Raw genomic sequence first — 22703 nt, forward strand, 5'->3', positions numbered from 1 at the left:
CGCGACACCTCAGCGGCCGAGCACCCGGTCCAGGAAGTCCCGGTACTGCCGTACCGCCATCCGCAGCTGCTCGGTGTCCGCCGAGCCGGCGTCCTGCCAGGCACCGAGCTTCTGCTTCTGCGCCGACAGGGCCGAGGCGAGCGCCTGAATGGCCTCGTCCACCAGCGCCTGGGCCTCGCCGGCCGCCGCGCGCGGGTCGTCGACGAAGCGTAGCTGGACGTCCCGCCAGCGGTCGCGGAAACCCTGCGCCTCGCCGGTGTCGAAGAGCGTCGCCGGCTCGGCCGCCACCGTCGACCCGGCCGGCCGGGCCGTCCCGGCCGCCCCGAGCGAGCCGGTCGTGCCGGCACCGGCGGCGTCGATGTCGGCCCTCGTGCCGGCCAGCGTCGGGTCCGCGTCGGGGGAGACGGAGTCCGGGTCGACCATGCTCGGGCTCGCGCTGCCGTACCCGGTCGCGCCGGCCGCGGCGGCGTCCGGGTCGCCACCCCAGGTCGTGAGGTCGGCGCGCCGCTCCGGCCGGCCCTCGGTGGCGCCCGGCGGCACCACGGTCGCCGTGCCCGTCGCCCCGTCACCGTCGAACGCCGCCGCCCGCTCGTGCCGGCGCTCCTCCCAGCCCGGGCCACCGCGGAACTCGGCGGTCGGGTCCGCGCGCCAACCCTCGCGCTCGCCCCTCTCGGCGCCGTCGCCGGGCCGGGCGGTCGATTCCGTCCGCGGGTCCGGCTCGTCCTCCGGCCGGCCGCTGGCCAGGGCGGACGCGGCGACCGCACCGCCCACGGTGGTGGCGCCGAAGGCGGTCGGCACCGGACCGGGCTCGTGGAACTCCGGGCGCCTCTCGGCATCGGCCCGCCGGTCCCGGTCGCGGTCGCCGGCGTTCCGGTCGTCGTCGCCCGTGTCCCGGTCGCCGGTGACCCGCGGATCGTCGAACGTCCCGCGGTCGTCGAGGGCGTCCTCGGGCACCTCCGTCCGGTCCGCCGGGTCGGCCTTGCCGCCCGTGTCGGTCTTGCCGGCGCTGTCATCCGGCGGTGGCACCGGTACGGGTGCGGAGCGTACGGCCTCCGGGTGGTCGGTCGCCTGCTGCTCGTCCTGACGCATGGTGGTCTCCTCAGCGGCTCGTGACGTCTGGGCGCTCGGGGTCCCGCTGCTCCGGCAGGCGGTGCCCGGCCGGCTGCTCGGCGTGGGCGGGGTGTCCGTCCGGCTCGTCGGTGGTCGTGCGCTGCGCGGCCGGCTGTTCGGCGTGAGGGCGGTGTCCGTCGGGTTCGTCGGTGGTCGTGCCCTGCCCGACCGGGTCCTCGCCGAGCAGGTCGGCGAAGAGCGCCCGGTAGTGGACGACGGCCTGGCGGAGCTCCTCGGTGCTCGCCTCGCCACGCGAGTTGCGCAGGTGGATCTCGTGGGCGTCGCGGTAGTGGGTCAGCGTGCGGGCGTGCTCGACGGAGAGGTGGGCGATCTGGTCGGAGAAGTCACCGGTCGGGTAGCCCCGCTCGGCGACGAGCCGGGTGACCAGTTCGTCCGCCTCGCCGACGGTCTCCCCCGGGGAGTCGACGAAGCGGACCTGGAGTTCCTCCCAGGCGGCGGCGTACCGGGCCCGGTTCTCGGGGGAGAGGGGGACGAGGGTCAGCTCGGCGTGGCGGCGCTCCCGGTCGCGTAGCTCCCGCTCGGCGGCCGTGCGGCTGTCCTGTTCCGCGACGAGACGGTCGTACTCGGGACCGAACCGGGACCGCAAAGCCCGGCGGCGGGCGTACGTCCGGCCCGCGACGGCCAGTGCCACGATCACCAGTACGACGACGACTATGACGATTACCTGCGTGGGCGACATGGCTCCTCCTTCGCCCCCGGTATTCCCTCTTCCTGCTGATCGCCAATCCCGATCCGGGGCACTTTCCTCGCCGAGCGGTGAAACGTCCCGCTCCGGGCGTTTCCGGAGCCGGGCGCGGCCGTCTCGTGTCGGGATCTTGGAGGGAAACGGCCCCTGGAAGGGCCGAAATCTTCCAAGATCTTCCGATTGGCATGGAGAGGCCCCCCAGCCTCGCGCTTGGGGGCCTGTCCGTGCGGTTCGGTCAGTGCTGCTTGGCGAACCGGACGAACGCCCTCCAGGTCGCCGGCCCGAAGGCGAGCACGGGGCCCGCCGGGTCCTTGCTGTCGCGGACGGCCACCACGCCGGGCAGGTTGTCAGCCACCTCGACGCACTCGCCGCCTGCCGAGGTGCTCCGCGTGGACGTCCGCCACCGGGCGTTACTGAGGTCCATGCTGGCTCTCTACTTCCTTGACCAGGGCGACCGACATCGCTTCGGGAAGGGCCGCGCCGCGCACGCCTTCCCACCTGGCCAGAAGCGTAGCCACTTTTTCCTCGGTGCCAACCGCCGCACTGCCGGCCTGGTGGTCGAGACATCCGACCCAGCCGCCGTCCGGCAGCATCGCCAAAGCCAGCGGCCCGTCCAGGCCGATGTACAGGCCGGCGCCCGCCGGGACGACATGGATGTGGACGTAGGGCAGCTCGGCCATGCGCAGCAGGTGGGCGAGCTGCTCCCCCATGATGGCGTCGGCCCGGCGCAGCACGGACTCGTCGATCACGGCGACGACCTGGGGCGGGTGCTCCCGGTTCAGGATCTCCTGCCGCTCCAGCCGGGCGGCCAGGTGTTGCTCGACCTCCTGCTCCGGGCGGGTGTCGACGAGCCGGAACACCGCGCGGGCGTAGTTCTCCGTCTGGAACAGGCCCGGGATCAACAGTGGGTTGAAATACCGGAGCTGCTGGGCTTCGCGCTCGGCTTCCAGCCAGGGCTTGAACCAGGTCGGCAGGCTGTCCCGCTGCGCCGACCGCAGCAGGGACTCGAAGAGGCCGCCCGTTCCCAGGATCTCGTCGGCCCGCCGGGCGTACGGCAGGTCGATCGGCCGGGTTCCGGTCTCCACAGCGGACACCGTCGACGCCGAGTAGTTCGCGCGCTTGCCGAACTCCTCCTGGTTCATGCCGACCAGCGTCCGCTGCCTACGGAGCTGGGCGCGGATCAGATCGGCGTTCTGCTCGCCTTCCACCGGACCTCCAGAGAGCCGTCAAGATCGCCAGCCGTCGCCAGTCGGCGCGGGTGATCCCCAGACCCCCGCCGTGACCTGCGTCGATGCCTTTCGAGGGTAGCGGTGTCCTCAGCAGACTGTCACCCATGCGGACCCGCTCCGCCGAGGGGTGAGGTGGGGCGGGTCCTGCCGGGGCCGCCCCGCACCCCCAGGCGGGGCGGCCCTTCCCACCGTCGAGGAGGTCGATGTGCGTATCAGCTGGTTCCGGTGCCGGAGCGGAGAACCGCCGGAGCTGCCGCAACGGGTTCGGGGCCGGAACCTGCCGGCCTGGATGACCGAGCCGACCCAGGCGTACCCCCGGCCCGGCCGCGCCGGCTGGCTGACCCCCGCCCAGCGGTGGCGGGCGAACGGAGGCCGGTGGTGATCTTCGCCCAGCTTCCGCAGCCCCGACTCGGGCCGCACCCCGAGCATCCCCGCTACCGCACCGAAACCAGACCCCCGCACATCCCGTTGCGACCGATGTGGGCGTGCCGGTCGTGCGGTCAGCCGTGGCCGTGCGCCGAAGCCCGGCTCCTGCTGAAGGCCGAGTTCGAGGGCAGGATGCCCAGCCTCTCCATCTATCTCGCCGGTCTGCTCTACGAGGCCATGCACGACCTCTACCACCTCAACCCGCACGACGGGCCACGCCCGCGCGAGCTGTTCGACCGGTTCGTCGCGTGGGGGCCGTTCCGCAGGTCGGGCGTTTAGGGGAGAGGACAGCCAGCGTCTCCTCGGTCGGCGGCCGTCGGAGCTGACCCGCCGGCACCGTCCACGGTGCGGAGTCGCGCGCCGGGGGACAGCCGCGAGTCCGTACCGCTGCGGCACGATGGACGGACGGTAGTGCAACCGGCGCTGATTACGTATCCTGCCCAAGGCGTCCGTCGATGGCGTCCCGGCGCCACCGCCGGGTGCGCTGCGCCGGGCGTTGCCCGGCCGGCGCCGGCACCCCCGCAGCCACACCTTCCGGGCGAGGTCTTGAGTGAACACCCGCGACTGGCCGATCCGCTCCAAGCTGACCGCGCTGGTCGTGGTGCCGGTGACCGCCCTGCTCGCGCTCTGGATCTTCGCCGTCACGCTCACCTTCGGGCCCGCGCTGGACCTGCTCTCCGCCCGGACGCTCCTGTACGACCTCGGCCGGCCCGGTGACGCCGTCGTGGTCGAGCTGCAACGCGAGCGCCGCCTCTCGGTGATCCACCTGTCGACCGACCAGGCCCAGCCCGGCCTCGCGGAGCAGCGGCGCCGGACCGACCGGGCGGTCTCCGAGCTGCTCCGCCGGATCAACGGTGAGGAGCTGCGCGACGCCGCCGACGACCTGCTGGACGAGCGCCTGGACGATCTCGTCGTCGCCCTGGAGGCGTTGCCCGCCGGTCGTGAGTTCATCGACCGGCGGGCGGTGGACCGCTCCGGTGCGCTCGGCCTCTACAGCGGCATGATCTCGTCGGCGTTCTTCGCGTACGAGGGGATGGCCGCGCTGCCGGACCCGGAACTCAACCGCCAGGCGTTGGCGATCACCGCGCTCGGCCGTGCCCGGGAACTGCTCGGCCAGACCGACGCTCTGCTGGCCGGGGCGTTCGTCTCCGGTCGACTCGCCGACGACGAGCACACCCGGCTCGTGCAGACCATCGGCAACCAGCGGCTGCTGGTGGAGGCCGCGGTGGCGGACCTGCCCGAGGCGGCTCACAGGGCGTACCAGCGGTTGACCGAGCAGGCGGCGTTCTCTCGGCTGCGCGCCATGCAGGACGCGCTGGTCACCACCGATGGCCGCCGCCCCCAGGTGGCGGCGGACGCCTGGCGGACCGACTACGACACCGTCCAGCAGTCCCTGCGCGAGTTCGAGCTGACCCAGGCCGACGGCCTCGCCGAACGGTCGGTGCCCACCGCCGTGGGCATCCTGGTCCGGCTCGCGGCCGCCGGGGTGCTGGGCCTGGTCGCCGTCGTCGTCTCGCTCGTCGTGGCGCTGCGGGTCGGTCGCTCCTTCGCGTACCGGCTCGTCCGCGTCCGCACCGTGCTGGAACGGGCGGAACGCCGGCTGCCCGGCGTGGTGGCGCGGATGCGGCGCGGCGAGGAGGTGGACGTCGCCCGCGAGGCGCCGTCGCTGGAGTACGGCGCGGACGAGATCGGCCAGGTGGGGCGGGCGTTCACCTCCGTGCAGCGGACCGCCATCCGGGCCGCCGAGGACGAGGTCAACCTGCGACGGGGCCTCAACGAGGTGTTCCTGAACATCGCGCGGCGCAGCCAGGGCCTCGTGCACCGGCAGCTCGCCCTGCTCGACCGGATGGAACGGCGTACGGAGAACCCGGACGAGCTGGCCGAGCTGTTCCGGGTCGACCACCTGGCGACGCGCCTGCGCCGGCACGCCGAGGACCTGGTGATCCTGGCCGGCGCGGCGCCCGGCCGCGGGTGGCGCAACCCGGTCGCGATGGTCGACCTGATCCGGGGGGCGATCTCCGAGGTCGAGGCGTACGACCGGGTGGACATCGCCGACGTCCAGCCCGCGGGTGTGACCGGCCGCGTCGTGGGCGACCTGATCCACCTGCTCGCCGAACTGGTCGAGAACGCGACGGCGTTCTCCCCACCGGGCACCCGGGTCCTGGTCTCCGGCCAGCGGTTGCCCAACGGCTACGCCGTGGAGGTCACCGACCGGGGGCTCGGCATGCCGAGCGAGGCGTTGGAGGACGCCAACCGCCGCCTGGCGTCCTCGCCCGAGTTCGACCCGACCCGCACGGCCCGCCTCGGCCTGTTCGTGGTGGCCCGGCTGGCCGCCCGGCACGGGGTACGGGTCCGGCTCCGCCCGTCCGACGGTGCCGGCCTGACCGCCGTGGTCCTCGTCCCGAACGACCTGGTCACCGAGGAGCCGCCGCTGCTGCCCGCAAAGTCGTCGGACCCGGGGCGGGACGGGCGGCGGGCCGGCCGGCGGGAGACGCTCCCGCGTCCCCCGCGCCCGCGTGCCCCGGAGGCGGCCACGTCCCTTCCCGCCGACGCCCAGCCCGGTGGCGGCCCGGCTCGGGCGGAGGTGGCCGGTGAGATCGACGGGCTGCCCCGCCGGGTCCGCCACCGCGGCCCGGTCACGCCACTCCGTGCCCCCGTCCGGAAACGGACGGCCGGCGACGTGACGGACCACGGCGAAGCCGGTGTGCCCGACCCGACGGTCACCACGGCCCCGCCCGGGCACGAGGGCGGCGACCCGCCGGCCGACGGCGCCCCGCGCGGCGGGGTGGCGCCGACCACCGCCGCGGACGTGACGGATCCGGGCGGGACGACCGTCGAGGTCCGCCGGCCGGCGGTGGACGGTCCCACGCTCCGGCAACCCGCCGTCGGCGGCCCCGCCTGGTGGGCGCCGGTGGCCGACCCGACCCCGCGAACCCCGGAGGAGGCGCGGCGGGTCATGTCGGCCCTGCAGGCCGGCACCGCCCGGGGACGGGCGGCCGCCGGCCCCCGGGGCGCGGCGTCGGCGGACCCTGAACACCCGACCGTGACTGAGAGGGACGCGTGATGCTGCATTCGACGAGGCAGAGTGCCGGTCTCGACTGGTTGCTCGACGAGTTGGTGGAGCGGGTGCCGTCCGCGCGCCAGGCGGTGGTCCTCTCCGCCGACGGGCTGCTGCTCGGCGCGTCCGCCGGGCAGGAGCGGGCGGACGCGGAGCACCTCTGCGCGCTGGCGTCCGGCTTCTCCAGCCTGGCCCGGGGCGCGAGCCGGCACGTCGCGGGTGGCCCGGTCCGGCAGACGGTCGTCGAGATGGAGTCGGCGTACGTCTTCGTGACCGCGGCCGGGCAGGGCGCCTGCCTGGCGGTGGTGAGCGACGCCGACGCCGACATCGGGCTGGTGGCGTACGAGATGGCGATGCTCGTCACCCGCGTCGGGGAGAACATGAGCGCCCCGGCCCGGTCCACGACGGGCACCGGCGATGCGGGCTGAGGGGGGCAGACGCCACGAGTGGCTGGACGACGACGCCGGCCCGGTGGTGCGCCCCTACACCCTGACCGGGGGTCGCGTCCGGTCCGCCGTCGACGGCTTCGACCTGGTCGCGTACGTGGTGGCCGAGCCGGACGCCGACCCGGCCGCGCACCCGGACCTGCACCCCGAGCACCGGAGGCTGGTGGCGCTGGCCGGTCGCCCGGTGCCGGTGGCGGAACTCGCGGCCGACCTCGACCTCGCGGTCGGGGTGGTCCGCGTGCTGCTCGGCGACCTCGTGGACCGGGGACTGGTGACGGTGCACCAGCCCCCGACCGCCCCGTACCTGCCCGACAACGACATCCTCAAGGCGGTGGTCAGTGGACTCCGTGCGCTCTGACCTGGCGAGAACCGGTACGCGTATCCCGGTCGCGCTGAAGATCCTCATCGCCGGGGGCTTCGGCGCCGGGAAGACCACGCTGGTGAGTGCGTTGAGCGAGGTCCGGCCGCTCCAGACGGAGGAGGTGCTGACCGGCGCCGGCATCGGCACCGACGACCTCTCCGGCGTGGAGACGAAGTCCACGACGACGGTGGCGATGGACTTCGGTCGGATCACCATCAACGAGGACCTCCAGGTCTACCTGTTCGGCACGCCGGGGCAGGACCGGTTCTGGTTTCTCTGGGACGAGTTGGCGTTCGGGGCGCTCGGCGCGGTGGTGCTCGCCGACACCCGGCGGTTGGCCGACTGCTTCCCGTCGATCGACTACTTCGAGCAGCGCGGCATCCCGTTCGTGGTGGGGGTCAACTGCTTCGACGGGGCGCGCCGGTTCGGCCTGCAGACCGTACGCCAGGCGCTGGACCTGGACCCGGACGTGCCGTTGCTGCTCTGCGACGCGCGGGACCGGCAGTCGGGCAAGCAGGCGCTGATCGCGCTCGTCGAGCACGTGGCGCGCCAGCGTGGCGAGCCGGTGCCGACCGCCTGAGGCGGCCCCCGCTTCCGCCGTCGGCCTGAGGCCGGCCCGCCGTCGGCCTGAGGCCGCCCCGCCGCCGGCCACCCGTCGGAAATCGAGGGTGGACTTCGGGCGTGACAAGGCGGCGGATCGGGAAGCCTCTGGTTTGATCGGGGAACAATCGGCGGAGGGCGGACCCGTGACAGGTCAGGGCGTGATCGTCCATGTCGGCGGCTACACCGCGGCGAGCGGCGGGCGGGGCACCGGCATCGTCGCCGCCCGGCGGGATCCCGCCTCGGGCGCGCTCACACCGCTCGGCACCGTCGCGGTCACGCCGTCGCCGTCGTTCCTGGCCCGGCACCCCCGGGTGCCCGTGCTGTACGCGGTCAACGAGCTGACCACCGGTGAGGTCAGCGCGTTCCGGGTCGCCCCCGACGGCGACCTGAGCCTGCTCGGTGCGCGGCCCACGGGCGGTGCCGAGCCGTGCCACCTCGCGGTCGCCCCGGACGGCCGGCACCTCTTCGTGGCCAACTACGGCGGCGGGAGCGTGACGGTGTTCCCGCTCGACCAGCAGGGCATCCCCGGCGAGCGCAGCGACCTGGTCCGGCACGAGGGGCACGGCCCGGATCCGGACCGGCAGGAGCACGCCCACACCCACATGGTCAACCCGGACCGGAGCGGCGGCCCGCTGCTCGCGGTCGACCTCGGCACCGACTCGGTCTACCGGTACGACCTCGACCCGGCGACCGGACGGCTGATGCCCCGGGCGCCACGGGTGCGGACGCCCGCCGGGGCGGGTCCCCGGCACCTGGCCCGCCACCCGGACGGGCGGCGCTGCTGGCTGGTCGGGGAACTCGACGCCTCGGTCGTCGAGTACGAGCTGACCGCCGACGGCGGCATGCGCCAGCGGGGTCGCGTGGAGGCCAGCGAGCGGCCGGGCCACGTGCAGCCGTCCGAGATCGCGGTGGGCCCGGACGGACGTTTCCTCTACGTCGCCAACCGGGGGGTCGGCACGATCGCGGTCTTCGCCCTCGACGGCACGCTGCCGCGACCGGTGGCCGAGGTCGACACGGGCGGGGAGTGGCCCCGGCACTTCGCGTTCACGGGTGAGCACCTGTACGTCGCCGACGAGCGGGCGGACATGATCCGCGTCTTCCTGGTGGACCCCACGAGCGGTGTGCCGGCCCCGGTGGGCGAGCCCGTGGTGGTGCCGAGTCCGACGTGCGTCCTACCCTGAGCCGCCGTTCAGGGCAACGGCCTGAGGCTGACTGGCTACACAGTGTCACAAATCTGCGATCAACTGTTGCTTCTGCGTAACTTTCGTCCGAACGGACGTGGCGGCGCCCGCATCGGATCCGCAAGATGGTCTCCGTGTCAGCAGGCCGCCATCGTATGCGCACGAATATCCATGCCGCGGGAGCCGCAGCCGCCGTCGGCGTACTCGTCGTCACTGCCGGCGGGTACTTCGGCTATCAGCAGCTCGCGTCGCCCGACTGCTCCGGCAAGATCGAGCTGTCGGTCGCCGTGGCGACGGAGCTCGCTCCGGCGGTCGACGCCGCCGCGACCGAGTGGGAGGAGAAGGGCGCGGCGGTCGGTGGCACCTGCATCGACGTGAACGTGTCCGCGTCCGACCCGGTCGAGGTGGCCGCCACGGTGGCCGCGAAGCACGGCGCGATCCTCGCCGGCGTGGGGCAGGCCCCGGGCACGGCGGTCAGCCCGGACGTCTGGGTGCCGGATTCGTCCACGTGGCTGCTGCGGCTGAAGACCGGTGGCGCGACGGCGTTCGACCCGGGCAACGGGGCGTCCATCGCCCGCAGCCCGGTGGTCGTGGCGATGCCGGAGCCGATCGCCTCCCGGCTCGGCTGGCCGCAGAAGGAGCTGACCTGGGCGCAGCTCGTCGGCCAGGTCAACAACTCCAAGCCGCTGAAGGCGGGCATCGTCAACCCGACCCGTGACGCCGCAGGCCTCTCCGGCCTGCTCTCGCTGACCACGGCCGCGGCCGCCGCCAGCAAGGACGCCCAGAAGGACACGGTCGGTGCGCTGCGCGCACTGTCGACGGGCAGCTCCAACCTGCGTCAGGACCTCCTCGCCAAGTTCCCGACGGCCGCGGACCCCACCACGGTGGCTCGCAGCCTCGGTGCCGCGGCGCTGTCGGAGGAGGACGTGATCTCGTACAACAGCAAGAAGCCGGCGGTCCCGCTGGCGGCGCTCTACCTCCAGCCGGCGGCGATGCCGCTGGACTACCCGTACGCGGTGCTGCCCGGCATCGAGCCGGCCAAGGCGTCGGCGGCCCGGGTGCTGTTCGAGGAAGGGCTCACCACCGCATCCTTCCGTGACCGGCTGGCGCCGCTGTCGCTGCGCGCCCCGGACGGCAACTGGGGCGTCGGGTTCAGCGCCCCGCCGGGCGCCCCGAGCCCGGAGGCCGGCGGCGCGTCGGCCCAGCAGGCCGGCGGCGGCAACGCGGCCGGCGACCTCGACCCGCAGGCGGTGGACCGGGCGGTGACGAGCTGGTCGGTGGCCACCGCGTCCGGCCGCATGCTCTGCGTCATCGACGTCTCCGGTTCGATGAAGGAGAAGGTGGCGAGCGCCAACGGCGCCACCCGCCAGCAGGTCACGATCGACGCGGCCCGGCGTGGCCTCAACCTGTTCGACGACCGCTGGGAGATCGGCCTCTGGGAGTTCTCCACCAACCTGGACGGTCCGCGCGACTACCGGAAGCTGGTCGACATCGGCCCGTTGACCACCCGGCGCGCCCCGCTGGAGCAGGCGCTGGCCCGGATGCAGTCGTCGAACGGCGACACCGGCCTGTTCGACACGGTGCTCGCCGCGTACAAGGCGGTCCAGAACGACTGGGACCCGGGCCAGGTCAACTCGTTCGTGCTGTTCACCGACGGCAAGAACGACGACGACAGCGGCATCAGCCAGCAGCAGCTGCTCGCCGAGCTGGAGCGGATCAAGGACCCGGAGCGCCCGGTGCAGGTCGTGCTGATCGGCATCGGCCGGGACGTCAGCAAGGCCGAGCTGAAGTCGATCACCGACATCACCGGTGGTGGGTCGTTCGTGACCGAGGATCCGACCGGTATCAGCACGATCTTCCTGAAGGCCATCGCGCTCCGGAAGACCGGCGCCTGACCGGCCGCTCAGCGACGGGGCCTGTCGTGGCGGTGAATTCCGTACGACAGGCCCCTTTCCGGCTCCTTGCGAGCCGGGAAAAGTGACGGCAATACGTCCGAAGCAATCGGCCGCCATAATTCTCGGGGCAGGATGGCGTCGTGCTCCGGACGGCGACCGGGTCGACTCCGGTCCGGCCGGTTCGCGGCCGGTGACGGTGAAGTGGGGAGGGGCCGGTGACGTCGGCGACGCTGATGACCCCCGCCCGGTCGTCGTCGGCCGCGGGCGGCCCGCCGTCCCGGCCCGCGGCACGCGCCGCTGAACGGTCCTACGTCCGCGCCCTGGTGGTGCTGGACACCACCGTGCTGATCGTCGCCGTCCTGGTGGGTTACGTTGCCCGCTTCGGCGACGAGTTGCCGCGTGGCGCCGAGATCCCGTACGTCGTGGTGGCCCCCGGCCTGGTGCTGGCCTGGCTGGTCTCGTTGAAGGCGTTGCGGTGCTACGACGACCGTGTCCTCGGGTACGGCGCCGACGAGTACCGGCGGGTGAGCTCGGCCAGCCTGCGGCTCGCCGGCGGCATCGCGATCGCCGGCTACATCTTCGACGTCGGTGTCTCGCGCGGGTTCCTCGGCATCTCGGTGGCGGTCGGCACGCTCGGGCTCGAGGTGGCCCGGTTCACCGCCCGCAAGAGCCTGCACCGGGCCCGCTCGCGGGGCAGCGGCTGGTCCCGGAAGGTGCTCGTGGTCGGCGACACCGCGCACGTGCTGGAACTGGTGCACACGCTGCGCCGCGAGCCGTACGCGGGCTACCAGGTGGTCGGCGCGTGCATCCCGGACGCGCTGCTCGCTCCGGTCCCGCAGCGGCTGGGCGACGTGCCGGTGGTCGGCTCGTTCCGGGGCATCCCCGAGGCCGCCACCGCGATCGGCGCGGACACCGTGGCCGTGACCGCCTCCGGTGAGCTGACCGCCACCCGCCTGCGCCGGCTCGGCTGGCAGCTGGAGGGCACCGGTGTCGACCTGGTGGTCGCCCCGGCGCTGACCGACGTCGCCGGCCCGCGCATCCACACCCGGCCGGTCGCGGGCCTGCCGCTGATCCACGTCGAGGCGCCCGAGTTCCGGGGCGCCCGCAAGCTCGTCAAGGGCCTCGTCGACCGGTCCGCGGCGTTCCTCGCGCTGACGGTGCTGCTGCCGCTGCTGGCGGTCATCGCGGCCGCCATCCGGCTGGACAGCCGGGGCCCGGTCATGTTCCGGCAGACCCGGGTGGGGCAGGGGGGCCGGGAGTTCGGCGTCTGGAAGTTCCGCACCATGGTGGTGAACGCGGACGCCCTGCTGACGGAGCTGTCCACCCGCAACGAGACCGACGGCCTGATGTTCAAGATGCGCGACGACCCGCGGGTGACCCGGATCGGCCGGCTGCTGCGCAAGTGGTCGCTGGACGAGCTGCCCCAGCTGGTCAACGTCCTGCTCGGGCAGATGAGCCTGGTCGGTCCGCGCCCGCCGCTGCCGTCGGAGGTCGCCCGGTACGACGGCGACGTGGCGCGCCGCCTGCTGGTCAAGCCCGGAATGACGGGCCTGTGGCAGGTCAGCGGCCGGTCGGACCTGAGCTGGGAGGACGGGATCCGGCTCGACCTCTACTACGTGGAGAACTGGTCGCTCGCCGCCGACCTGACGATCCTGTGGAAGACCTTCGGTGCGGTGCTCAACAGCCGCGGCGCGTACTGACCCGTCAGCTCCGGGGCCCGGTCCAGTCCAGGCACACCACCACCGCGTCGTCCACCAGGTCGCCGGCGACGAACGCGCGCAGGTCGCCGATCAGTGAGCGGACCGCGTCCAGCGGCTGCATCGGCCCGGTGCGCCGCAGGAAGCGGTCCAGCGCCGTCTCGCCGTACCGGGTGTCGTGGCCGGTCGCCTCGACCACGCCGTCGCTGACCACGAAGAGCCGGTCGCCACGGCGGAGCGCGAAGTGCTGCTCCCGGTAGTCGGTGTCCTCGAACATGCCGAGCGGAAACTGCTTCTCCAACGGCTGGTCGTGAACCTCGCCGTCGCGCAGCAGCACCAGGCGGGGCGACCCGGCGTCGACCACCGTCAGCACCCCGGAGTGCAGGTCGAGTTCCATCAGGAGCACGGCGAGGTGCCGCTCGCCCCGGTGCACCTCGTACACGGCCTGGTCCGCCAGGGCCGCCTGGTCGGCCAGGGAGAGGCCGGCCCGCCGCGCGTTGCGCAGGGCGAACGTGGCCAGCGAGGTCAGCAGCGACGCCGCCACGCCCGTGCCCGACCCGTTGATCGTGGCGACCCACACCCGGTCGCCGTCGTCGGACCAGTCGAAGCTGTCGCCGCGCACCGCGTACGCCGGCTCCAACTGCCCGGCCAGGCTGAACGTGGAGCGGACGCGGCTGCGGCCCGGCAGGAGCTCCCACTGCATCTCGGCGGCGAGGGTGAGGCGCCGGCTGCGCCGGGCGACCCGGTACACGTCCGTGCCGTCGGTCACGGCGGAGATCTCGTGCGACAGCACCGTGGCGATCTCCGCCAGCTCGGCGAGGACCGCGCCGTCGTCCGGCGCCGGGCCCACCCGCAGCACCCCGCGGCGCTCGCCCCGCATGGAGACCGGCAGGTACGCGTAGCCGTCGGCGACGAGCGGGACCTGGTGGTCGTAGCAGCGCCACGCCGGGTGCCCCGGACCGCTGACCGGTTCACCGCCGGTCAGCGGCAGCAGCACCGACAGGCGGTAGTCGACCTGGAGTAGCTCCACGTCCTCGATGCCGTACGCCCGCCCGATGACCTCGGCGACCTTGTCCAGGAGGAGGTCGGCGGGTGCCTGGCTGAGCGCCCTTCGTGCCCGGTTGACCGGTTCGCTCATCACCGCTCCTTGATCGCAGGTCCGCTTTCCTCCCGAGGCGGAGTACGCTCGGGCCCACCATGGTCGAAGTACAGGGTCCACCGGGACCACAGACGAGTATGGCTGCCGAGGTCGACGCCGCGGCGAAGGCGCTGCTGACCGTCTGGGAGACGGCGCGGGAGAGCACGACCAGCCGGGTCTCCGGGGCGCAGCTCCGGGTGGTCATGGTGGTGGAGCAGCACGACGGGATCAACCTGCGCAGGTTGGCGAACCGTCTCGGCATGCTGCTCTCCTCGGCCAGCCGGCTCTGCGACCGGCTGGTGGCGGCCGGGATGCTGGAACGGGAGCCGGGCCGCCTCGACCGGCGGGAGATCGCGCTGCACCTGACGGTGGAGTCCCGCCGTCTCCTCACCGAGCTGCGCGAGCACCGGCGGCGCCGGTTGACCGAGATCCTCGCCGGGATGAGCCCGGAGGGCCGCGAGGCCCTGCTGCGCGGCCTGCGCGAGTTCGACGAGGCGGCGCGCCGGCAGGACGAGTCGATCCCGTACGCCGAACCGCCCGGTCCCTGGCCGCTCGGGGACGTCGAGCCGCCACCGGCGGAGTGGACGGCGGACGAGCCGCCGGCGGCCCGGACGGCCTGAGCGGCTCCCGGCGGCACCGGCCGTCGCCGGGTGGCCGACACCTTCCTGGCGGCCGTACGCCCCGCGCACGCGCCCGGCGGGGATCGTGGCCGGTGCCCTGGTCAGCCGGGCGAAGCGGACATGGCGAGCATCGTGATGTCGTCGTCCTGGCTCTGGCCGCCCAGCCACTCGTCGACGAGTTGAAGCAGGCGATCGACCAGCGCCGCCGGAGGCAGGCCCACGGCGGAGGCGAGCGCGCGGCGCAGCCGGCCCTCGCCGAACATCTCGACGTCGCGGGGCCCGCCGCGCGCCTCGATCACCCCGTCGCTGTAGGCGAGGAGCAGCTCACCGGGGGCCAGCCGGACGGTGGCCCGACCGAAGCGGGCGGCGGCGAGCGCACCCACCGGCATCCCGCCGACCGGGACCGGCTCGACGGTGCCGTCCGGCCGCACCAGCAGCGGCGAGGGGTGTCCGCCGCCGGCGATCGTGGCCCGTACCCCGCCGTCCGGCTCGCGGTCCAGCGTCCCGAGCAGCACCGTGGTGAACTGGCTGCGGCGGGCCGCGTCCGGGGTGTGGAGCAGCGCCCGGTCGAGCAGCCGGACGAGCTCCGCCGGGCGCTGCTCGACCAGGCGCAGGGTCTGGAGGGACTGGCGGACCCGGCCGGTGAGGACGGCGGCGCCGACACCCTTGCCGCACACGTCGCCGAGGGTGAACAGGGCGCCCCGGGCGGTGGGGAAGACCTCGTAGAAGTCGCCGCCGATCCGCAGGGTGTCCCCGGCGGCGCGGTAGCCGCCGGCGAGGGCGATGCCCGGCACGGCGGGCAGCTCGGGCGGTAGCAGGCTGGCCTGCAGGACGCGTGCCAGGTGGGCCTTTTCCCCGTACAGGTCGGCGGTGGCGAGGGCGGCGCCGGCCCGGGCGGCGAACTCCCGGGCCACCTCCACGTCGCGCGGGTCGAACGTGGTGACCCGGCGGACCAGCACCAGCGCCCCCGCGGGTCGCCCGGCGGCGAGCACCGGGCTGACCAGCACCGCGCCGGGCCGGCCGAACCCGGCCGGGAGCAGGTCGGTCAGGTCGGCGTCGGGCCACGGGCCCGGGTCGCTGGTGTCACCGGCGAAGGCCTCCGGGAGGCCGGGCAGGGCGCTCGTCACGGCCCACGGGGCGACGCCGGCGACCGGGGCGGGGTCGCCGTCGGCGTACCGCAGCCAGTGCGGCAGGTGTTCCGTCGGTGCCGGCGGCCGGTGCACGACCAGCGCCAGGTCGGCGAGGTGGGGAACGGCGAGCGTGACCGCCGTACGCAACGCGTGGTCCCGGTGCAGCGACATGCCGAGACGGCTGCCGGCCCGGGTGAGGAACGCCGTCCGCGACCGCTCCGCCAGCAGGGCGGTGGTCCGCGCGTACTCCTCGCTGACGTCCCGGACGTACCAGGCGTACCGGCCGCCGGTGAGGCATCGCCGTACTCCCCGCAGCCGCCGGCCGCGGTGCTCGGCGTCGAACGTCTCCGCCGCCGCGAGGGCGGGCAGGGCGCTGGCGGACAGGTCGGTGCCGGGGACGATCTCCGGCAGCAGCTCGGCCGTCCTCGCGTTGACGAACGTCACGACACCGGTGCCGTCGGTCGTCAGCACGGCGTCGGCGAGCCCGTCCAGCAGTTCCCGCGCCAGCTGGGTACCGGCCGGCTGGGGTGTCCCGGGGGAGGGCGGGGCGTCGCGGCGGGTGGTCTGCCCACGGGTGCCGACCGGCCCGGTGACGCCTTCGCGCGGGGGCCCGGTCACCGGGCGGCGCCGGGCGCCCGGGTCCGTCGACCTGTCCGCATGCTGGTCGTGCACTCCTCGGCTGGACGTCGTTGCTCGGCGACAAGGGTACCGAGGCGGGCGGCGGGACGCCCGCGCCGGAGTCCGGGCCGGTGGGCGTCGTGGGCCCCGACCGCGCCGGCCCGGCCGTGGCCCGGCGGCCGGCCCGTGCGGTCAGGACCGGTGCGCCAGCCAGCCGCCCGGCCGGGCCAGGATGCGGCGGACCACCGAACCGGCCGCCCCGACGGCCGCCGCCTGGGTGCCGAGCGTCGCGGGTCGTACGGTCACCGGCGACCACGCGGCGGTGAGCACCCGGCGGGCAATCTCGGCCAGCACCGGTGGGCGCAGCCACGGCTCGAGCGGGGCATATCCGCCCCCGAGGACCACGGTGTCCAGGTCGAGCAGGTTCACCACGCCGGCCACCGCCACGCCGAGCGCGGTCCCGGCGTCGTGCAGCGCGGCCAGGGCCGCCGGGTCGCCGGCCCGCGCCAGTTCGGCCAGGTGGTACGCCGCGGTGTCGGCCGGCAGGTCGGCCCCGGCCAGGCCGGCCGCGGCGAGGACGGCCTCCTGGCCCGCGTACCGTTCCAGGCAGCCGCGCCCCCCGCAGCGGCACGGCCGCCCGTCCGGACGGACCGGGACGTGGCCGATCTCGCCGCTCCAGCCGCGCGTTCCCCGGAACAGCGTCCCGTCCAGGACGATGCCGGCGCCGATGCCCACCTCGCCGGAGATGTGCAGGAAGCTCGCCGCCCCGGACGGGGCGGCGTGCAGCTCGCCCAGGGCCGCGAGGTTGGCCTCGTTGTCGACCACCAGCGGCGGTACGCCGTCGACGTGCTCGGTCAGCGCCGGGTGCCGGGCCAGCAGCGTGGCCACCGGCACGTCCCGCCAGCCCAGGTTCGGCGCGAGGCGGACCAGGCCGGCGTCGTCCACGAGCCCGGGCACCGCGAGCGCGGCGCCGGCCGGCGTGAGGCCCTGGTCGGCCGCGTCGGCGCGGGCGGTCGTCGCCAGGGCGACGAGCCGGTCGAGCGCCTCGGCGGGCGGGACCGGGCGCAGGTCGGCCCGTTCGACGGTGTGGTGCCGTACCCGGCCGGCGAGGTCGACCACGCAGACGGCGAGGTAGTCGACGTTCACCTCCAGGCCCAGCCCGGCCGGGCCGTCGCCGGCGAGGACCAGCCCGCGCGCGGGCCGCCCGGCGCCGGCGCGCGGCGCCGGCTCCACCTCCGTCACCAGCCGGCCGAGCAGCAGGTCCTCGACGACCGCCGAGACCGTGGCGCGGGTCAACCCGGTGTGGGCGGCGAGGTCGGCCCGGGAGGGCGGGCGGTCGGCGTCGGCGATGCGGCCGAGCACGAGCGCGAGGTTGAGCTCGCGCAGGCTGCCCTGCCGGGCGGCCCCGGCGGGTACGGCGGCGGTGCGGCTCACCCCTTGACAGTGCCATATGCCGGTCAAATAATTCAACCACTGAACAAATAGTGGACGACACCCCGGAGGTCTGTCATGGCACCCCGTCCCACCCCTGCCGACAAGTTCTCCTTCGGCCTCTGGACGGTGGGCTGGCAGGCCCGTGACCCGTTCGGCGACGCCACCCGTCCCGAGCTGGACGCCGTCGAGGCCGTGCACCGGCTCGCCGAGCTCGGCGCATACGGCATCACGTTCCACGACGACGACCTGGTGCCCTTCGGCGCGGACGCGGCCACCCGGGACGCCCACCTGACCCGCTTCCGCAAGGCGCTGGACGAGACGGGGCTGGTGGTGCCGATGGTCACCACCAACCTCTTCACCCACCCCGTGTTCAAGGACGGCGGCTTCACCAGCAACGACCGCGACGTGCGGCGGTACGCGCTGCGCAAGGTGCTCCGCAACGTCGACCTCGCCGCCGAGCTGGGCGCCCGCACCTTCGTCATGTGGGGCGGCCGGGAGGGCGCCGAGTACGACCTGGCCAAGGACGTGCGCGCCGCCCTGGACCGGTACCGGGAGGCCGTCGACCTGCTCTGCCAGTACGTCGTCGACCGCGGCTACGACCTGCGCTTCGCCCTCGAACCCAAGCCGAACGAGCCGCGCGGCGACATCCTGCTGCCCACCGTCGGCCACGCCCTCGCCTTCATCTCCACCCTGGCGCACCCGGAGCGGGTCGGCCTCAACCCGGAGGTGGGTCACGAGCAGATGGCCGGGCTGAACTTCGCCCACGGCATCGCGCAGGCCCTCTGGCAGGGCAAGCTGTTCCACATCGACCTCAACGGCCAGCGTGGCATCAAGTACGACCAGGACCTGGTCTTCGGCCACGGCGACCTGCTCAACGCGTTCGCCCTGGTCGACCTCCTGGAGCACGGTGGCCCGAACGGTGGCCCGGCGTACGACGGTCCCCGCCACTTCGACTACAAGCCCTCCCGCACCGAGGACATGACCGGCGTGTGGGCCTCGGCCGAGGCGAACATGCGCACGTATCTCCTCCTCAAGGAGCGGGCCGCCGCCTTCCGGGCGGACCCGGAGGTGGCCGAGGCCCTCGCCGCCAGCCGGGTGGGCGACCTGGCCACGCCGACGCTGGCCGACGGCGAGAGCTACACCGACCTGCTCGCCGACCGGTCCGCCTTCGAGGAGTACGACGTCGACGCCGCCGCCGCCCGCGGCTTCGGCTTCGTCCGGCTCAACCAGCTCGCCGTCGAGCACCTGCTCGGCGCCCGCTGATGCCGCTCGTAGCCGGGGTCGACTCGTCGACCCAGTCGTGCAAGGTGGTCGTCCGGGACGCGGAGACCGGCGCCCTGGTCCGCGAGGGCCGGGCGCCGCACCCGGACGGCACGGAGGTCGACCCCGCCGCGTGGTGGTCGGCGCTCGGGGAGGCGGTGACGGCGGCCGGCGGGCTCGCCGACGTGGCGGCGATCTCGGTGGCCGGACAGCAGCACGGGATGGTCTGCCTCGACGAGACCGGCGAGGTGGTCCGCCCGGCGCTGCTCTGGAACGACACCCGGTCGGCGGGTGCCGCCGCCGACCTGGTCGCCGAGGCCGGGGGCGGGGAGGAGGGCCGCCGCTTCTGGGCCGACGCGGTCGGCGCGGTGCCCGTGGCCAGCTTCACCGTCACCAAGCTGCGCTGGCTGGCCCGGCACGAGCCGGCGAACGCCGCCCGGGTGGCGGCGGTCTGCCTGCCGCACGACTGGCTGACCTGGCGGCTGGCCGGCGCCCCCGGCCTCGACGCGCTGCGCACCGACCGCAGCGACGCCAGCGGCACCGGCTACTGGTCCCCGGCGACCGGCGCGTACCGCCCGGACCTGCTGGAACGTGCGCTCGGCCGGGTCGTGACGGTGCCCCGGGTGCTCGGCCCGGCCGAGACCGCCGGTCACCTCGACCGGTCGGTGTTCGCGGGCGCCGTCCCGGTGCGCGCCGGGGCGGCGCTGCTCGGTCCCGGGGCCGGCGACAACGCCGCCGCGGCCTTCGGGGCCGGCGCCGGCCCCGGCGACGTGGTCGTCTCGATCGGCACCTCCGGCACCGTCTTCAGCGTCGCGGACACCCCGGCGGCCGACCCGAGTGGCATCGTCGCGGGCTTCGCCGACGTCACCGGCCGCTTCCTGCCGCTGGTCTGCACGCTCAACGCCGCGCGGGTGCTCGACGCCGCCGCCGCGCTGCTCCGGGTCGGCCTCGACGAACTGGCCGAGCTGGCGCTCACCGCGCCGCCCGGGGCGGACGGGCTGGTCCTGGTGCCGTACCTGGAGGGGGAGCGGACCCCGAACCGACCGGATGCCACCGGCTCGGTGCACGGCCTCACCCTGCGCACGTCGACGCCGGCGCACCTGGCCCGGGCGGCGGTCGAGGGGATGCTCTGCGCCCTCGCCGACGGCCTGGACGCGCTGGTCGCGCAGGGCGCCACCGTGCGCCGGGTGATCCTGGTCGGCGGTGGGGCCCGCTCGGCGGCGGTACGGCGGATCGCCCCGCAGGTCTTCGGTGTCCCGGTGGTCGTTCCGCCGCCGGGCGAATACGTCGCCGACGGCGCCGCCCGCCAGGCCGCCTGGGTCGCCCTCGGGGATGCGGAACCGCCCGTCTGGGCCAGCGGCGCCGGCGAGCGGTACGACGGCGAACCGCTGCCCGCCGTCCGCGCCAGGTACGCCGAGTGCCGAGACGCCACGAATTGAGCGTGACGGACATTAGTGGTGAATAAGGGGGCGGGTGCGACGAGCGTGGTGGTAGCCCGTGGCGCCGGAATACCGGTCGTGAGAGCAGACTGCGTGATCGGCTCTTGCGCGACGTATTTGCCATACGATAGAAATAGGTGAACGTCGCAGCGTAAGGCGGCGGCGACCACGGGGAGAGGACGGCAATTCGTGGCGAACATGCGCCCTCAGAAGGCACTACGTCTGCTTGCCGCAACCGCACTGTTGACCACCACGACGAGCCTGGGTGTGATCGGAGTGGCTGCCGGCCCGGCGCTCGCGATCCCCAGCAACTGCTCCACCGGCACCTGGTACTCGCAACCCCAGGGCGCCACCGTCAAGTGCTACAACGGCACCGGCCAGTACCGTGCCAAGGTCTACTGCCTGAACGACTACAACAAGGGCACCTGGCGATACGGTCCCTGGATCTCAGTCGGTGGGGGCTGGTCGGACGCCTACTGCAACTCGACGTACCCGTACCTTACGTCGAGCGGCTACGACCGACGCTGAAATAGCGCCGCCGCGGAATACGGTAAAGGAAAAAGCCGCGTGAGTGAAGCGCGGCTTTCTCCTTGCTTTGTTCGGGAATGCTGGGCGTCCGAGCTGACTCGGCAGTGGATGCGAAAACTGCATTCACATCAGGAGAGTCGGGGCTTGCCTTCTTACTGTCCCCGCGACGACCTGGTGCCGGGAGACCACCGCCTGGCGCCGGCCGTCGAGGAGAGCACCTGGTTGTTCTCGGGGCCAGGCCGCGGAAGGGCCTCGCGTACGTCGGCCCGCCCCGCGCGCCGGCGAGGCCGGCTCGGCTACCGGTAGCTCGGGGAAGTCACCCGGTTGTTATCTGGTCCTGGTTGGCTGCGGGTCATGACCTTGATCGGGCCGAGCCCACGGGCGTGGGGCGGCGGCCGCACGCACCGGATCTACAGCGTGGTGGTGTTCGTGCTGCTCGCCTCGCTGGACAACGTGGCGATCGGCCTGGTCCCCCCGCTGTACGGCTCGATCGCCGCGGCGTTCGAGGTGCCGCCGCGCCTGCTCGGTCTGGTCACCGCCGTCAGCTTCCTGGTCAGCGCGGTGGCGGCGGTCGGCTGGGCGTACGTCGGGGACCGTGCCAACCGCAAGCCGCTGCTCATGCTGGGCACCCTGATCTGGGCGGTGGGCACCGGTGGCAGCGCGGTCGCCGGGACGTACCCCGCGTTCCTGGCCGCCCAGCTGATCGGGGCGGTCGGGCTCGGCGCGGTCGGGTCGGTCGGGTTCTCCGTGGTCACCGACCTCATCTCGCCCCGCCGGCGGGGCCTGGTGATGAGCTTCTGGGGGCTGTCCCAGGGCGTCGGTACGCTCGCCGGCACGCTGGTCGGCGGGCTGCTCGGCGCGGCGGACTGGCGCCGGCCCTTCGTGGTGCTCACCGTGGTCGGCCTCGCCGCCACCGCGGCCTACCTGTTCACGTACGACATCCGGCGCGGGCAGAGCGAACCGGAACTCGCCGAGGTGCTCGCCGGCGGCGCCGAGTACGACTACCGGATCAGCCGGGCCGACCTACCGCGGATCGTGGGCCGGCGGACGAACCGCTGGCTGATCCTGCAGGGGCTCACCGCGCAGGCCGCGTTCGGATCGCTGGTGTGGTTGCCCGTGCTCTTCACCGAGCGGGCCGAGGCCCAGGGCTACTCGACCGCCACCGCGGTCGTGGTGGGCAGCGTCTTCGCCACCCTGTTCCAGCTCGGCGGCGTCTTCTCCATCGTCGGCGGGCTGGTCGGGGACGCGCTGCAACGGCGTACGCCCTCCGGCCGGGCGCTGGTCGCGGCGGTCGGCATCCTCGCGGCGCTCCCGTTCTACCTGGTGCTCTTCTTCGTGCCGATCCGCATCGACGTGCCCGACGGCGCCGGCGCCGGCGCCGTGGTCCGTGCGGTCCTGGCCAGCGTGCTGACCGAACCGACGGTCGGGCTCAGCCTGCTCACGGCGCTGCTGGCGCTCGCGCTGACCTCCGCCAACTCGCCCAACTGGTTCGCGCTGATCGCCGACGTCAACCCGCCCGAGCACCGGGGGACCGTCTACAGCCTGGGCAACCTGGTCAACGGCGTCGGGCGGGCGGCCGGCAACGGACTGGTCGGGGTGGCCTTCCACGGCCTGCGGGTCGCGTTCCCACCGCCGCTGAACTACGCGGTCGGGCTCGCGGCCTTCCAGCTCTTCTTCGTGCCCACGGGGATCATGTACTGGCTGGCGGCGCGGACCTCACCGCGCGACATCGCCGAGGTACGCGACCTCCTGCACACCCGCGCCGAGCGGCTGTAAGGAAGGGCCCCCTGTTAACGCCTGGCGTTGTACAAGGGGCCCCTCTCA

21 protein-coding genes are annotated in these 22703 nt (G+C 74.1%); 14 read left to right on the top strand and 7 right to left on the bottom strand.

Annotated features, from left to right (window positions below; genetic code table 11):
• Positions 1-9: 9 nt before the first annotated feature.
• The 4 genes from ACN26Y_RS13145 to ACN26Y_RS13160 all read right to left on the bottom strand — a co-directional run bounded on the left by ACN26Y_RS13145 (position 10) and on the right by ACN26Y_RS13160 (position 3024).
• On the bottom strand, positions 10-1089 hold the full coding sequence (locus tag ACN26Y_RS13145; RefSeq protein WP_422734766.1) for a hypothetical protein: 1080 nt from the start codon (positions 1087-1089) through the stop codon (positions 10-12).
• Between the two features lie 10 nt (positions 1090-1099).
• Entirely contained in the window at positions 1100-1810 is a 711-nt protein-coding gene (locus ACN26Y_RS13150) for a hypothetical protein (RefSeq protein ID WP_230688978.1), read from the bottom strand.
• Positions 1811-2051: 241 nt separating this feature from the next.
• A complete protein-coding gene (locus ACN26Y_RS13155) occupies positions 2052-2240 on the bottom strand; it encodes a DUF397 domain-containing protein (RefSeq protein ID WP_155330560.1) in 189 nt (62 codons plus the stop codon).
• Complete coding sequence (locus ACN26Y_RS13160) at positions 2227-3024, bottom strand: helix-turn-helix domain-containing protein (RefSeq protein ID WP_155330561.1); 798 nt, start codon at positions 3022-3024, stop codon at positions 2227-2229. The genes ACN26Y_RS13155 and ACN26Y_RS13160 overlap by 14 nt, the downstream gene beginning before the upstream one ends.
• A 226-nt stretch (positions 3025-3250) precedes the next feature.
• Here ACN26Y_RS13160 and ACN26Y_RS13165 point away from each other — a divergent pair, with 226 nt between their 5' ends.
• The 9 genes from ACN26Y_RS13165 (at position 3251) to ACN26Y_RS13205 (ending at position 12715) form a co-directional block, all read left to right on the top strand.
• Positions 3251-3427 (top strand): hypothetical protein, encoded by a 177-nt coding sequence (locus ACN26Y_RS13165; RefSeq protein ID WP_155330562.1) that lies wholly within the window; start codon positions 3251-3253, stop codon positions 3425-3427.
• A complete protein-coding gene (locus ACN26Y_RS13170; protein ID WP_155330563.1) occupies positions 3424-3750 on the top strand; it encodes a hypothetical protein in 327 nt (108 codons plus the stop codon). Before ACN26Y_RS13165 ends, ACN26Y_RS13170 begins: the two co-directional genes overlap by 4 nt.
• Before the next feature lie 271 nt (positions 3751-4021).
• Complete coding sequence (locus ACN26Y_RS13175) at positions 4022-6535, top strand: nitrate- and nitrite sensing domain-containing protein (RefSeq protein ID WP_422734767.1); 2514 nt, start codon at positions 4022-4024, stop codon at positions 6533-6535.
• Positions 6532-6957 (top strand): roadblock/LC7 domain-containing protein, encoded by a 426-nt coding sequence (locus ACN26Y_RS13180; RefSeq protein ID WP_196255846.1) that lies wholly within the window; start codon positions 6532-6534, stop codon positions 6955-6957. The genes ACN26Y_RS13175 and ACN26Y_RS13180 overlap by 4 nt, the downstream gene beginning before the upstream one ends.
• Positions 6947-7333, top strand: coding sequence for a DUF742 domain-containing protein (locus tag ACN26Y_RS13185; protein ID WP_155330566.1), 387 nt, complete (start codon positions 6947-6949; stop codon positions 7331-7333). The genes ACN26Y_RS13180 and ACN26Y_RS13185 overlap by 11 nt, the downstream gene beginning before the upstream one ends.
• Complete coding sequence (locus ACN26Y_RS13190; protein WP_155330567.1) at positions 7314-7916, top strand: GTP-binding protein; 603 nt, start codon at positions 7314-7316, stop codon at positions 7914-7916. Before ACN26Y_RS13185 ends, ACN26Y_RS13190 begins: the two co-directional genes overlap by 20 nt.
• Positions 7917-8082: 166 nt before the next feature.
• The gene (locus ACN26Y_RS13195) at positions 8083-9120 is read left to right on the top strand and encodes a lactonase family protein (protein ID WP_155330568.1); all 1038 of its coding nucleotides are present in this window, start codon (positions 8083-8085) and stop codon (positions 9118-9120) included.
• A 134-nt stretch (positions 9121-9254) separates the two neighbouring features.
• Positions 9255-11015 carry a substrate-binding domain-containing protein gene (locus ACN26Y_RS13200; RefSeq protein ID WP_155330569.1) on the top strand — a complete coding sequence of 587 codons (1761 nt, stop codon included), beginning with the start codon at positions 9255-9257 and terminating at the stop codon, positions 11013-11015.
• A 215-nt stretch (positions 11016-11230) separates the two neighbouring features.
• On the top strand, positions 11231-12715 hold the full coding sequence (locus ACN26Y_RS13205) for a sugar transferase (RefSeq protein WP_155330570.1): 1485 nt from the start codon (positions 11231-11233) through the stop codon (positions 12713-12715).
• A 4-nt stretch (positions 12716-12719) separates the two neighbouring features.
• On the opposite strand, the gene ACN26Y_RS13210 is transcribed toward ACN26Y_RS13205, so the two are convergent.
• Positions 12720-13850 (bottom strand): PP2C family protein-serine/threonine phosphatase, encoded by a 1131-nt coding sequence (locus ACN26Y_RS13210; RefSeq protein WP_155330571.1) that lies wholly within the window; start codon positions 13848-13850, stop codon positions 12720-12722.
• 98 nt (positions 13851-13948) lie between these two features.
• Here ACN26Y_RS13210 and ACN26Y_RS13215 point away from each other — a divergent pair, with 98 nt between their 5' ends.
• The gene (locus tag ACN26Y_RS13215) at positions 13949-14470 is read left to right on the top strand and encodes a MarR family winged helix-turn-helix transcriptional regulator (protein WP_155330572.1); all 522 of its coding nucleotides are present in this window, start codon (positions 13949-13951) and stop codon (positions 14468-14470) included.
• Between the two features lie 101 nt (positions 14471-14571).
• Here ACN26Y_RS13215 and ACN26Y_RS13220 read toward each other — a convergent pair whose 3' ends face one another.
• Positions 14572-16218, bottom strand: a complete 1647-nt coding sequence (locus ACN26Y_RS13220; RefSeq protein ID WP_230688979.1) for a PP2C family protein-serine/threonine phosphatase — start codon at positions 16216-16218, stop codon at positions 14572-14574.
• A gap of 192 nt (positions 16219-16410) precedes the next feature.
• Positions 16411-17652, bottom strand: coding sequence for an ROK family protein (locus ACN26Y_RS13225; RefSeq protein WP_230688980.1), 1242 nt, complete (start codon positions 17650-17652; stop codon positions 16411-16413).
• 75 nt (positions 17653-17727) lie between these two features.
• Between ACN26Y_RS13225 and xylA the strand changes: the two genes are divergently transcribed.
• From xylA to ACN26Y_RS13245, 4 genes are all read left to right on the top strand, one after another.
• The gene (xylA, locus tag ACN26Y_RS13230) at positions 17728-18915 is read left to right on the top strand and encodes a xylose isomerase (protein ID WP_155330574.1); all 1188 of its coding nucleotides are present in this window, start codon (positions 17728-17730) and stop codon (positions 18913-18915) included.
• The gene (gene xylB, locus ACN26Y_RS13235; protein WP_155330575.1) at positions 18915-20351 is read left to right on the top strand and encodes a xylulokinase; all 1437 of its coding nucleotides are present in this window, start codon (positions 18915-18917) and stop codon (positions 20349-20351) included. The genes xylA and xylB overlap by 1 nt, the downstream gene beginning before the upstream one ends.
• Before the next feature lie 267 nt (positions 20352-20618).
• A complete protein-coding gene (locus tag ACN26Y_RS13240; protein ID WP_155330576.1) occupies positions 20619-20879 on the top strand; it encodes a hypothetical protein in 261 nt (86 codons plus the stop codon).
• Positions 20880-21233: 354 nt separating this feature from the next.
• Positions 21234-22655: an MFS transporter gene (locus ACN26Y_RS13245; protein WP_155330577.1), complete on the top strand. Its 1422-nt coding sequence runs from the start codon at positions 21234-21236 to the stop codon at positions 22653-22655.
• The last annotated feature ends 48 nt before the right edge of the window (positions 22656-22703 follow it).

Origin of the sequence: Micromonospora sp. WMMD558, assembly GCF_049315255.1 — a bacterium.
In the GTDB taxonomy this organism is placed as follows: Bacteria; Actinomycetota; Actinomycetes; order Mycobacteriales; family Micromonosporaceae; genus Micromonospora.

What these genes read in the sequence shown, in the direction of transcription:
- ACN26Y_RS13210 (WP_155330571.1), bottom strand. Translation starts at nt 13,850, where the DNA reads ATGAGCGAACCGGTCAACCGGGCACGAAGGGCGCTCAGCCAGGCACCC.
- ACN26Y_RS13245 (WP_155330577.1), top strand. Translation starts at nt 21,234, where the DNA reads ATGACCTTGATCGGGCCGAGCCCACGGGCGTGGGGCGGCGGCCGCACG.
- xylB (WP_155330575.1), top strand. Translation starts at nt 18,915, where the DNA reads ATGCCGCTCGTAGCCGGGGTCGACTCGTCGACCCAGTCGTGCAAGGTG.
- ACN26Y_RS13145 (WP_422734766.1), bottom strand. Translation starts at nt 1,089, where the DNA reads ATGCGTCAGGACGAGCAGCAGGCGACCGACCACCCGGAGGCCGTACGC.
- ACN26Y_RS13215 (WP_155330572.1), top strand. Translation starts at nt 13,949, where the DNA reads ATGGCTGCCGAGGTCGACGCCGCGGCGAAGGCGCTGCTGACCGTCTGG.
- ACN26Y_RS13155 (WP_155330560.1), bottom strand. Translation starts at nt 2,240, where the DNA reads ATGGACCTCAGTAACGCCCGGTGGCGGACGTCCACGCGGAGCACCTCG.
- ACN26Y_RS13150 (WP_230688978.1), bottom strand. Translation starts at nt 1,810, where the DNA reads ATGTCGCCCACGCAGGTAATCGTCATAGTCGTCGTCGTACTGGTGATC.
- ACN26Y_RS13185 (WP_155330566.1), top strand. Translation starts at nt 6,947, where the DNA reads ATGCGGGCTGAGGGGGGCAGACGCCACGAGTGGCTGGACGACGACGCC.
- xylA (WP_155330574.1), top strand. Translation starts at nt 17,728, where the DNA reads ATGGCACCCCGTCCCACCCCTGCCGACAAGTTCTCCTTCGGCCTCTGG.